12 protein-coding genes are annotated in these 11622 nt (G+C 69.1%); 8 read left to right on the top strand and 4 right to left on the bottom strand.

Annotated features, from left to right (window positions below; all coding sequences use genetic code 11):
• Nucleotides 1-243 precede the first annotated feature (243 nt).
• The 3 genes from ACP96_RS05525 to ACP96_RS05515 form a co-directional block, all read right to left on the bottom strand.
• Nucleotides 244-1620 (bottom strand): MFS transporter, encoded by a 1377-nt coding sequence (locus ACP96_RS05525; protein WP_050032536.1) that lies wholly within the window; start codon nucleotides 1618-1620, stop codon nucleotides 244-246.
• A gap of 27 nt (nucleotides 1621-1647) precedes the next feature.
• Nucleotides 1648-2406, bottom strand: a complete 759-nt coding sequence (locus tag ACP96_RS05520; protein WP_050026060.1) for a TetR/AcrR family transcriptional regulator — start codon at nucleotides 2404-2406, stop codon at nucleotides 1648-1650.
• Nucleotides 2407-2539: 133 nt separating this feature from the next.
• Complete coding sequence (locus ACP96_RS05515) at nucleotides 2540-2734, bottom strand: cold-shock protein (protein WP_004046659.1); 195 nt, start codon at nucleotides 2732-2734, stop codon at nucleotides 2540-2542.
• Nucleotides 2735-2888: 154 nt separating this feature from the next.
• Here ACP96_RS05515 and sdhC point away from each other — a divergent pair, with 154 nt between their 5' ends.
• The 6 genes from sdhC to ACP96_RS05485 all read left to right on the top strand — a co-directional run bounded on the left by sdhC (nucleotide 2889) and on the right by ACP96_RS05485 (nucleotide 7639).
• Nucleotides 2889-3317: a succinate dehydrogenase, cytochrome b556 subunit gene (gene sdhC, locus ACP96_RS05510; RefSeq protein WP_050026063.1), complete on the top strand. Its 429-nt coding sequence runs from the start codon at nucleotides 2889-2891 to the stop codon at nucleotides 3315-3317.
• 1 nt (nucleotide 3318) lies between these two features.
• A complete protein-coding gene (locus ACP96_RS05505; protein ID WP_050026066.1) occupies nucleotides 3319-3693 on the top strand; it encodes a succinate dehydrogenase in 375 nt (124 codons plus the stop codon).
• 3 nt (nucleotides 3694-3696) lie between these two features.
• Complete coding sequence (locus ACP96_RS05500; protein ID WP_050026068.1) at nucleotides 3697-4587, top strand: succinate dehydrogenase/fumarate reductase iron-sulfur subunit; 891 nt, start codon at nucleotides 3697-3699, stop codon at nucleotides 4585-4587.
• A 52-nt stretch (nucleotides 4588-4639) separates the two neighbouring features.
• On the top strand, nucleotides 4640-6469 hold the full coding sequence (locus ACP96_RS05495) for an FAD-binding protein (RefSeq protein ID WP_050032535.1): 1830 nt from the start codon (nucleotides 4640-4642) through the stop codon (nucleotides 6467-6469).
• 221 nt (nucleotides 6470-6690) lie between these two features.
• A complete protein-coding gene (locus ACP96_RS05490) occupies nucleotides 6691-6918 on the top strand; it encodes a TrmB family transcriptional regulator (protein WP_050032533.1) in 228 nt (75 codons plus the stop codon).
• A gap of 85 nt (nucleotides 6919-7003) precedes the next feature.
• Entirely contained in the window at nucleotides 7004-7639 is a 636-nt protein-coding gene (locus ACP96_RS05485) for a uracil-DNA glycosylase (protein ID WP_050032532.1), read from the top strand.
• A 37-nt stretch (nucleotides 7640-7676) separates the two neighbouring features.
• Here ACP96_RS05485 and ACP96_RS05480 read toward each other — a convergent pair whose 3' ends face one another.
• Nucleotides 7677-8864 carry an NAD-binding protein gene (locus ACP96_RS05480; protein ID WP_050026072.1) on the bottom strand — a complete coding sequence of 396 codons (1188 nt, stop codon included), beginning with the start codon at nucleotides 8862-8864 and terminating at the stop codon, nucleotides 7677-7679.
• A gap of 130 nt (nucleotides 8865-8994) precedes the next feature.
• Here ACP96_RS05480 and ACP96_RS05475 point away from each other — a divergent pair, with 130 nt between their 5' ends.
• Nucleotides 8995-10266 (top strand): potassium channel family protein, encoded by a 1272-nt coding sequence (locus ACP96_RS05475; protein WP_050032531.1) that lies wholly within the window; start codon nucleotides 8995-8997, stop codon nucleotides 10264-10266.
• Complete coding sequence (locus ACP96_RS05470) at nucleotides 10263-11615, top strand: cation:proton antiporter regulatory subunit (protein ID WP_050032530.1); 1353 nt, start codon at nucleotides 10263-10265, stop codon at nucleotides 11613-11615. Before ACP96_RS05475 ends, ACP96_RS05470 begins: the two co-directional genes overlap by 4 nt.
• Nucleotides 11616-11622: the final 7 nt, after the last annotated feature.

Here is an 11622-nt window from a genome sequence, read left to right as displayed (position 1 = left end):
ATACGTGGCGTCCCTCGCGTTCTGTGCGGTCCTCGGCGCTCACTCCGTTCGCGCCTGCGGTCCTTACGTCGCGCGTCTTCGCCCCCGCGGCTGCCCCTTTGAGTCCCACCCGCACCGCAGCCGCACCGCAGCCTCACGCCTCCCCAGCCTCGTCGGAGCGGCGCTTATAAGCGCCGCTCCGACTCCCTCGCGGGCTCCTCGCGCCCTTCGGGCGCTCGGAGGCGCGCCAGCGGCTGATTCGGACTACGAATCTGGGGAAGTCGACCTCTCGCCCCGTTCCGGTTCCCCCACGGCGTGCCCGGGGAGGAACGTCCCGGTCTCGCGGCGGACCCCGACGAGGAGCACCGCGCCCGCGGCAAGCGGGAGAACCGCGCAGGCGGCGTAGATCGGCGCGAACCCGACCGCCTCGATCAGCGGCAGCGACACCATCGGGCCGAGGCCGCCGCCCACGTCGCCGAGGACGTTGTTCGTCCCCGAGGCCCGACCCATCCGATCGTCGGGGGTCAGGTCCGCGAGCAGGGCCATCATCGGACCGCTCGTCCCTCCCTGCCCGGCGCCGATGAAGACGCAGGCGAGCCCGAGCGAGACCACTGACCCGGCGCGGGCGAGCAGCAGGAACCCGACGAACGAGACCACGAGAAACGTCAGCAGTATCGGGGTCCTGGAGTCGCGGGCGTCCGATATTCTCCCGCCGACGAACATGAAGAGGGCGGCGGAGAGGACCGTCCCGGCCATGAACAGCCCCGAGGTTCCCTGCGGGGCGAGGCCGAACAGCGATATCTCGTTCTCGCCGAGGAACAGCACGAGCGTGGAGAACAGCGCGCCGATGTACGCGAACATCAGGCCGAAGTTGACCAGTCCGACCGTCACGGCGGGGACGGCGGTGTCGACATCCCACGGCTTGATCGAGTCTCCCGACCGGTCGCCCGTGACGTGCGTCTCCGGGACGAAGCGGTAGGCGACGACGCTGGCGGTCAGGGCGAAGGCGGCGGCGACGACGAACGCCGCGATGTTGCCCGCGAGCGCGGAGACGACGCCGCCGAGCACGAGCCCGGCCGGGAACCCCATCGTGATCCCGCCGCGGACGACGCCCATGTTCGTCCCCCGCGAGCCGCCGTCGGAGATGTCGGCCGCGATGGTGTAGGCGGTCGCGAACACCGCGGCGGAGCCGAGGCCCCAGAGGACCCGGGCGATCAGGAACCACGTCTCGGGCGCGACGACGACCGCGATCGCGGCGAACCATCCCTCCGTCCCGACGGCCAGCGGGCCGGCCGCGAGCGTCGGCAGCGACGCCGCGAGGGGCCGGAGCGACTCGGCGGGCGGCACCGCGAGCGCGACGACGTACCCGAGGGTGGCGACCCCCTCGACGAACAGCCCGATCACGAACGGCGTGCGCGTCCCGTACCGATCCACGAGGGCGCCGGCCGGCGCGTTCGCGACGAGCCGCACCCACCGGTTCGCGGAGAGGATCACCCCGACCATGAACGCCGAGATACCGAGCACCGCGCCGAGGTTCGGCAGGATGGGGAAGACGACTCCGCCGCCGAAGCCGACGAAGAAGGTGCTGGCGATCACCGCGAGCAGCACGGTCGGCGGCCGGTCGATGCCAAAGCGTCCCACGTCAGTCGCCCCGCGTCGAACCGTCGGTCATTCCGCGTCGTGCTCGTCGACGGGCGTCATCGCTCCGATCCCGGCCTCCAGCGACGGCGGCTCCGCGCCCTCCGCGAGCAGCGGCTCGACGATCCGCCGGAACGTCGCCTCCGCGACCGCTCGCGTGTACGTCGGTTCGGGTCGGTCGGCCGAGGCGGCGGTCCCGGGCGCGTCGTCGTTCAGCCCGGGATCGATGCCGCCCGCGTTCGACTCGTCGCCCTCGGCGGCGTTCGCCCCTCGACTCAGCGTGATCTGCCGCGTCCGCGCCCCGTCGAGGGTCGCGACCAGCAGCGCCGCGGTCTCCTCGACGTCGACGTCGCGGAAGACTCCCTCCTCGATGCCCGATTCGAGGATGTCGACGACGGTGCCGCGGAGCAGCCGGTCGCTCCGGGCGAGCTGCCGTCGGATCGGCTCGTTGAACGGCCCCTGCGTGCGGAGTTCGAGGAGCGCGATGTGGAACGCCTCGCGGTCGACCGCCCCGGGCTCGAAGACGAACCAGCCGATGAACCCCGCGAGCCGCTCCGCGGGGGGGTCGTCGGCGTGGGCCGCGATCCGCCGCTCCGAGTCGGTGATGACGCGATCGAGGAACGCGACGAGCAGGTCCTCCTTCGTGTCGTAGTGGTAGTGAAGCAGCGACTTGCTCTTCGAGCACTCGTCGGCGATGTCCTGCATCGTCAGGTCGGCGTAGCCGCGGGCGCGGAGCGCGTGGTAGACCCCGTCCATGATCTCGTCGGCCGCGCTCGGCTGATCGCTCATTGACTGACCAGTCAGTCAGCCACCAGTAAATTCCTATCGGTCCGGGAACGATCGGCCGCCACGCCGGACGGCGCAGCGGCTCAGAGGGTAGAACAGTCGAAAAGCCGATACACCCTGAACGTCGTCGCCGGAGTTACAGGCGGGTGACGTTCGTTGCGCGCGGACCCTTGTCCGCTTCCTCGATGTCGAACTCGACTTCCTGACCCTCTTCCAGGTCCGGGCCGCCGACGTCCTCCATGTGGAAGAACACGTCCTCGTCCGCGTCGTCAGTCTCGATAAATCCGTAGCCGCCAGTGTCGTTGAAGAAGTCAACTTCGCCTTTCGCCATTGCATCAGTACTGGCGGGAGGAGCACATAAAAGGCTTCCGCGAGCGAGACGACCATGACACGATAGGCCACACCTGGGCGGGACGGGAGATCCGTCGGGGTGGATCCCGCCGTGTTAGTAACTACTATACGACCCCGGTTCAGAACCGTTAGGTATGAGTCAGTCGTACAATCGAGGCCTCATCGAGGACTTCAGCCGCTGGCGGGAGTTCGAGGCGGGGATGTGGGCCTGGATCTTCCATAAGTTCACGGGGTGGGTGCTCATCGGCTACCTGTTCACTCATATCGCCGTGTTGAGTACCGCGATCCCGGCAGCTGACGGCGCGACGATGATGTTTCAGGGATCCCAGACGGACGTGTTCACGGGGACGATCGTCAGCCTCGAAGGGCTGCTTCTGGTTCGCCTTCTGGAGGTCGGGCTGCTCGCGGTCGCCGTCTTCCACATGCTCAACGGCACCCGGCTTCTCCTCGTCGACCTCGGCGTCGGGTTAGAGGCACAGGACAAGAGCTTCTACGCGTCGCTGATCTTGACCGGAGCGATCACCGTCGCGTCCGTTCCGACCTTCATCGCGGGGGCGTTCTGAGATGGCAGAGCGCTACTCCTCGTTCAACTCCGGCGGCCGGATGTGGCTACTCCAGCGCGTCACGGCGGCGTTCCTGCTGGTCGTGCTGGCGTTTCACTTCTTCCTGCTCCACTTCGTCCACCACGCCGACGAGGTCACGCTCGCGGCGAGCTCGGCGCGGATGGAGCAGCTGAGCTACTACTCGCTGATGGTGCTGTTCCTCGTGACCGCGACGTTCCACGGGGTCAACGGCGTGTACAACGCCCTCGTCAATCAGGGGCTGACCGGAACCAAGCGCACGGTCGTCAAGTGGACGCTCGTGGCCGCGAGCGTCGTGCTGCTGTTCCAGGGGATTCGGACGGCGAACGCATGGGCGGGCGGCTTCCCGCTTCTCTGAACTATGAGTACGCAGACACCGAAACAGACGGACGAATCGAGCGAAACCGACGCCGAGACGGAAGTGCCTTCGAAAGGCGACGAGCGTCGAGACGAGAAGCGACGGCGCGCCGCCGAGGAGCGCGCGCGCCGACAGGCCGAGGAGGCCGAGAAGGCCGCCGCCGACGAGGAGACGGTCGAGCTGAAGGTGTTCCGATACGACCCCGAGATCGAGGGGAAACAGGAACCCCGGTTCGACACGTTCCACGTCCCGTTCACGAAGGGGATGACCGTCCTCGACGCGCTGATGTACTCCCGGGACACGTACGACTCCTCGCTCACGTTCCGCCACTCCTGCCGGCAGGCCGTCTGCGGCTCGGACGCGATGTTCGTCAACGGCGGCCAGAAGCTGGCGTGTAAGACCCAGATCTCGGAGCTCGAAGAGCCGATCCGGGTCGAGCCGCTCCCGCACGCAGATGTGGAAAAAGACCTCGTCGTCGACCTGGAGCACTTCTACGACCAGATGGAGGCCGTCGAGCCCTACTTCCAGACGAACGAGTATCCCGACGGCGAGCTCGAAGAGCAGCGTCAGACGCGGGAGAACCGCGAGAAGATCAAGATGTCGACCCGGTGTATCTGGTGTAGCGCGTGTATGTCCTCGTGTAACATCGCCGCCGGCGACAACGAGTACCTCGGCCCCGCCGCGATCAACAAGGCGTACCGGTTCGCCATGGACGACCGCGAGGGCGAGGAGATCAAACAGAAGCGACTGGAGATCATCGAACAGGAGCACGGCGTCTGGCGGTGCCAGACCCAGTTCTCCTGTACCGAGGTGTGCCCGAAGGACATCCCCCTCACCGAGCACATTCAGGAGCTGAAACGCGAGGCCGTCAAAAACAACCTGAAGTTCTGGTGAGCGCGGTGAACACGCTCAAGTCGCTTCGAACCTAACGAGATACCATACAACAATGCACGAACACGACGTTATCGTTGTCGGCGCCGGGGGGGCGGGACTCCGGGCGGCGATCGCGGCACAGGAAGCGGGGGCCGACGTGGCCATCGTCTCGAAGCTCCACCCGGTCCGCTCGCACACGGGCGCGGCCGAGGGCGGCATCAACGCGGCGCTGCGCGACGCCGACTCCTGGGAGGACCACGCCTACGACACGATGAAGGGGTCCGACTACCTCGGCGACGCGCCGGCGGTCGAGGCCCTCTGCCAGGAGAGCCCGGAGGAGGTCATCCAGCTCGAACACTGGGGGATGCCGTTCTCCCGCGAGGAGGACGGGCGCGTCTCCCAGCGACCGTTCGGCGGGCTGTCCTTCCCGCGGACCACGTACGCCGGCGCGGAGACCGGCCACCAGATGCTCCACACGATGTACGAGCAGGTGGTCAAACGCGGGATCACGGTGTACGACGAGTGGCACGTGATGGAGCTCGCCGTCACCGACGAGGACGACCCGGCCGACCGGACCTGCCACGGCGTCGTCGCCTACGACATCCAGAGCGGCGAGGTCAGCGGATTCCGCGCCGAGAACGGTGTCATCCTCGCGACCGGCGGGATGGGGCAGGTGTTCGATCACACCACCAACGCGGTCGCGAACACCGGCGACGGCGTCGCGATGGCGTACCGCGCGGGCGTCCCGATGGAGGACATGGAGTTCATCCAGTTCCACCCGACGACGCTGCCGTCGACGGGCGTCCTCATCTCCGAGGGGGTCCGCGGCGAGGGCGGCATCCTCTATAACGAGGACGGCGAGCGGTTCATGTTCGAGCACGGCTACGCGAACAACGACGGCGAACTCGCCTCCCGCGACGTGGTCTCGCGTGCCGAGCTGACCGAGGTCAACGAGGGCCGCGGCATCGAGGACGAGTACGTCCACCTCGACATGCGCCACCTCGGCGAGGAGCGCATCCTCGACCGGCTGGAGAACATCCTCCACCTCGCGGAGGACTTCGAGGGCGCCGACGGGCTCACGGAGCCGATGCCGGTCAAGCCCGGCCAGCACTACGCGATGGGCGGCATTGAGACGAACGAGTTCGGCGAGACCGTCATCGGCGGTCTCTACGCCGCCGGCGAGTGCGCCTGCGCGTCGGTCCACGGCGCGAACCGCCTCGGCGGCAACGCACTCCCGGAGCTCATCGTCTTCGGCAAGCGCGCCGGGCGCCACGCCGCCGGCGAGGAGATGGGCGAGGCCGAGGTCACGACCGGCAAGCAGGGCGACTGGGAGCCGACCGACTACGAGTTCGAGGTCGAGGTCGGCGAGACCGGCGGGCAGGGCCCCGCCGCGGCCGACGGCGGCGCGGTGGCGACGGATCCCGACGGCGTGCTCAAAACCGAAGTCGAGCGCGCCAAGGCCCGCGTCGAGGAGCTGCTCGCGCGGAAGGGTCGGAACCACGCCGAGATCCGCTCGAAGGTCCAGCAGACGATGACCGCCAACGTCAACGTGTTCCGCGAGGAGGGCCGGCTCGAGGAGACGCTCGGCGACCTCCGGGAGGCGCGCGAGGCGTACAAGGACGTGGCCGTCTCGGACCCGTCTCGAACCTTCAACACCGATCTCATCCACACGATGGAGACCCGGAACATCCTCGACATCGCCGAGGCGCTCACGATGGGCGCGCTTGCGCGAGAGGAGTTCCGCGGCGCTCACTGGCGGAAGGAACACCAAGAGCGGAAAGACGAGAACTGGCTGAAACACACGCTCATTTCGTGGAACGACGGCGAGCCCGAACTCTGGTACAAGCCGACGATCCTCGAGGGCGAGAACAAGACGTACGAGCCGAAGAACCGGTCGTACTGAACGGCGAGTCAGACACGATCGATCGGGATCGTTCACGGTCTCCTATCCGTCGTCGGTCGAAACGCGGCGGCGATCGCGGGAATCGGTGCGCTCGGCGTTGACGGTGGCGATCGCGTTCCCCCGCGGTTTCGGTGCGCTCGGCCCGCTTCTGTCGGTTCACACTGTTTCGACGATCGTTGAAGAGGGGGTTTATTATCGTCGAATGCGTTGAACCGGACAAGATGTTAGAGACGCAGACCGCACGCACCGCGGCGCCGGCCCTGCCGCCGGAGCTGCAGTCTCCCCGTGCGAAGCTCGTGTACCTGTACCTGACGACGAACGGCGACGCCACCGTCTCGGAGATGGGCGACTCGCTGGGCATGAAGAAGCTCTCGCTGTACAGCATTCTGAAGACCCTCCGGAAGGAGGGTATGGTCGACTGCGACGGCGACACGTACGCGCTGAACTGACGGCTCGGCTGCTTCGCGGCTTCGCTCTCGATCGTCTCCGACCCGCCAGCGGAGCGTTTACCAGCGCGCGGGACCCAGTGAGTCCGTGGACGCGAACCAGAAAGAACTCCGGAACCCGTTCGGGATGGACGCCGACTGCGAGAACTGTCCCGAGCTGTGCGACGCCCGCGACCGCGTCGTCCACGGCTACGGCGACGTGGGCGGCGAGTTCCTCGTCGTCGGCTCGCGCCCGAGCGCGGGCGCCGAGGCCAACGGCGTCCCCTTCACCGGCGCGGGCGCCGGCGAGCGGGTGCAGTCGATCTTCGCCGACCTCGGGTTCGTCCGGTCGGCGCCGGACGCGACGGAGCCCGACGTACAGAACGTCTTTTTCACGAATCTGACGCGGTGTCGCCACCCCGAGCGGGAACCGACCGACCGGGAGGTCGAGACTTGCGAACCGTTCCTCAACGCCGAGATACGGATGATCAACCCGCAGATCATCGTACCCGTCGGTGAGCGACCGCTCCGTGAGCTCGCGGTCGCGTACACCACCCGGCGGCCGGACTCGTTCGATGTTGACGCCGAGCACGCGACGACGATCCGCGGGCGTGGGTTCGAGCTGGTGCCGATGAAGGAGCCGGCCGAGATGACGGCGGCCGAGGCCGACGGGTTCCGAGAGCACATGCGCGAGAACGTGTTGAGCCGGGACTACCGGCAGACGAAGGGTCGTCGGAGCCGCTGAGCGCGCTCGTTTCGGGGTGAGGGTAGGGAGCAGGTCGTCAAGCGGGCGAGTCGTCGAGGTCCTCCACGTCGTCGATCGCGCCGCCGAGGAGGTCGGTCGTCGCGTCCTCGCTGTCCGCGCCGAACGCGCAGTCGATAAGGATGTGCCCGCCGAGCGTCGTGGGCGAGATCACCTGGTCCGCGCCCGCTCGCCGGAGCTTGTTGACGTTCTCCCGCTGGGTCACCGCCGCGACGATCCGCACGTCGGGGTTGAGCTGTCTGGCGGTGAGGATCGCGAGCGCGTCTCGCGCGTCGTCGTTCGTCGCGACGACGACGGCGCGGGCACCGCCGATGTTGACCCGTTCGAGCGGGTCGACGTCGCTCGGGTCCGCGGTGAACACCGGCACGTCGCGCTCGCTGAGCCGCCTCGCGGCGGTCTCGTCGGTGGTCACCACCGCGTACTCGGTCCCGTCGCGGGCGTCGAGTTCTTCGAGGATCGGTTCCGTCAGGTCCCCGTAGCCGAGGACGAGGACGTGGTCGTCGAGGAGGTCTATCTGTCTGTCAGTCATTTTTCCGAGCGCCTTGGAGAGCTGCGCCTCGATGGCGGGCGTGAGGAGGACCCCGAGCGCCACCGCGAAGGCGGCGACATTCATCACGAGCGAGGAGAGCGCGAAGAGCTGCGCGATGTCGGTCGCCGGGCTGATATCTCCGTAGCCGACCGTGGAGGCGGTGACGACGGTGAAGTAGAACGCGTCGACGATCGTTTCGGCCCCGTTGAACTGATCGCGGAGCGCGTACGTGCCGACCGTCCCGTAGGAGACAGCCGTCACCAGCGCAGCGCCGGCCGCGAGCTGTGTCGGAGAAGGGGAGTACGACCTGTCGAACCGACTCCGGTTAACCACGAGCGTCGGCACCGAGAGGACGGACAGCGCGACGAGCGGGAACGACAGCACCGACGCCTGCATCAGTCCCTGAAGGGCGGTCAACGGGAGCAGGACCGCCGTGGAGTACCAACCGACCCGATACCCGTTCCGCAGCGCGAAGCCGCTCCCGAGCATCGCGAAGCCCGTGATCGTCCCGGTGAACCCGACGGTCTGTCGGACGAAGTCGGGGACGTGCGGGGCGAGCGGACCGGAGACTCCCAGCCCGCCGATCTGGGCGAGCCCGGCGAGGATCGACAGCACCGCGACCGCGAACGTCAGGAGGATCGACGCCCGGACGGTCACCCAATCGCGGGTCAGCTCCATGGAAGGTGGTCGCCGACGGCGAACTTAAACCTCGCGAGCGAGGTCGACGGCGTCTCCGAAGGCGTGACTGACGGCCCGTGGCGCCACGGACGCCGACACACGTATAAATCCGCCGCCGGTTGAGAGGCGTATGTCACTGCCGGTCGAGATCGTCTTCGGGATCTACCTCGGCGTCATCACCGGGATCGTCCCCGCGCTGGTGGCCGGAGTCCTCGGGTTCGTGTTCAAGTACGTCACCGACGTGACGATCCCCGGGCTCGGGGTCGTCGTGCTGTCGCTCGCGATCGCCGGCGTCAACGGCGGGCTGCTCGCGCTCAACGACGAGACGATCCGGTCGTCGGAGCGGGCCCCGGCGATCATCACGGCGATCGTCGTGGTGTTGATGCTCTCGATGTACGCCCACGCGCAGGGCGACCGGCTCGGCGCCAGCGTCCCGAAGCGGATCTCGCTCAAACAGCTCCGGGACCGGACGCTCTCGACAGACGTGATCGAGCTCGTCGGCGGCCGCGGCCGGGTCTCCGTCGAGGTGACCGGCGAGGTGGGCGATATGGAGGGGTACCCCCCGCTGCCGGCCGAGACGCGCCGGGCGATCCTCGACGGCGACTGGACGTTCCCGGCCGACCTCCCGCTCGCGGAGCTGGAAGAGCGGTTCGCTGAGCGGCTCCAGACCGAGCTCGACCTCGCCGACGTGGCGGTCCGGATCGACGAGCAGGCGAACGCGACGGTGTCGGCCGCGCCGCCGACCGGGGCGCTCTCGAAGCGGGTCCCGGCCGGGAAGCGCGCGGTGTCCGTCTCGGCGCTCGTGCCGACCGGCGTCGCCCGCGGCGACGTGGTCCGCGTGGTCACTCCGGACCTCTCCGTCGAGGGGGCCGTGCTCGCCGCGCGGTCGAGCGGAAAGCCGGAACCGGGAGCCGCCGCGGCGCCCGACCCCGCCGCCTCCGCCGGCGGCGACGCGCCGGAACCGGACGACGACGCCCGAACCGACGGCGGGGCAGAGGCCGTCGCCTCTCCGCCGGCGGCGACCGCGCCCACGACGACCGGCGGTGAGGGGCGGGTGACGGTCGCCGTCGACCACTCCGAGGCGAGGGGGCTCCTGCGCGCCGACCGGGGACGCGTGCTGGTGCTGTCGCGGGGGACCCGGCGCGAGTACGAGCTCACGGCGCTGTTGCGGCGGACCGGCAAGCGGTTCCGGAAGGTCTCGGTGGTCGCCGGCGGCCCACTGGACGGGCACACTATCGGCGAGGCCGAGATCCGCGAGGCGTACGACGTGGCCGTCCTCGCCGCGCGCCACGACTCGTGGACGATCGCGCCGAGCGGGTCGCAGTCGCTGTCGGCCGGCGACGAGCTGTTCGTCGTCGGGAGTCGCGACGCCATAAACCGGTTCGCGGAGGTGGCCGCGTGACCCTCGCGGCCGCCGCAGTCGCCGTCGCGGAGGCAGCGACCGCGAGCGCGGACCCGGCGAGCGTCACCGCAGTCACCGCGACCGCCGTCGACGTCGGCTTCGCGCGGCCGCGGCAGGCGGCGGTCACCCTCGTCACGTTCGCGGTCGTCGCCGCGCTCGTCGCGGGGAGCGCGGCGCTGGCCTACCGCTGGTACTTCCGCACGGAGATCCCCGAGGGGGTGACCGGTCTGCTCGGCGTCGCCGTCGTCGCGCTGTACCTCAACACGACCTCGCTGGGATCGGTCGCAATTGGCGACAACCCGGCGCTGTTAGCACCTGAAAGCGTGTTCTTCAACCTCGTCTCGATCGGCGTCGCGGCGGTGATGGCGCCCGTCGGCCGATACGCGGGCGACCGGCTCGCGGTCGACGTGTTCGCGCTCTCGGGGGCCAAGCAGCTCGACGGCGAACTGACCGGTATCGTGCGCGCGGTGGGTCGGTTCACGGCGGTGACGCTTCCAGCGGTCGAGGAGATCGGCGATATGGACACGTACGACCCCGTCTCGCCGGAGAAGAAGGCGGAACTCGCGGAGACGACGCTGCTCTTCCCGCGGAAGCTCTCGGAAGAGGACCTCCGCCAACGGCTCGTCTCGCGGCTCAAAGAGGAGTACGGCGTCGGTTACGTCGATATCGATCTCGACGCGGACGGGACGGTGGAGTACTTCGCGGTCGGCTCCCGCGCCGCCGGGCTCGGACCGACGCTCGCGCCCGGATCCGCGGCGATCGCGGTGGCGGCGGACCCGCCGAACAACGCCACTGCCGGCGACACGGTCCAGCTGTGGCGAGACGACCCGGAACCGAAGCGCGTCGTGACCGGCGAGCTTCGCGGCGTCGCCGACGACGCCGTCACCGTCGCGGTCGACGAGTCGGACGCCGAGCGCCTGGCCGACGAGGGGGGGTATCGACTGGTGACGCTCCCCGCGGAACCGCAGGCGGACCGGGAGTTCGCCTCCCTGCTGCGGAACGCGGACGAGACGATGGCCTCCGTGACCGTCGAGGCGGGTAGCGACCTCGACGGTAGCACCGTCGGCGAAGTCGGTACCGTCGTCGCCGCGGTCCGGCCGAGGGAGGGGTCCGTCCAGCCGATCCCGCCGCGCGCGTACGCGTTCGGCGCCGGCGACCTCGTGTACCTCGTCGGTCGCCCGGACGCGATCCGGCGGTTCGAGGCGGCCGCCGCGGCGGGAGCCGAAACACCGTCTGCGGACGGGGGAGACGGGGCGGGCGGCGACGGCGGGAGCGGCGACGACGCCGCTGACGGCGACACCGACGCGACCGAGAGCCCCGACCGCGCGGACGGGACGCAACGCTCTTGAGTCGTCC

It is taken from the genome of Halorubrum halophilum (assembly GCF_000739595.1).
In the GTDB taxonomy this organism is placed as follows: Archaea; Halobacteriota; Halobacteria; order Halobacteriales; family Haloferacaceae; genus Halorubrum; species Halorubrum halophilum.
This window is presented reverse-complemented; position numbering and strand designations above follow the sequence as displayed.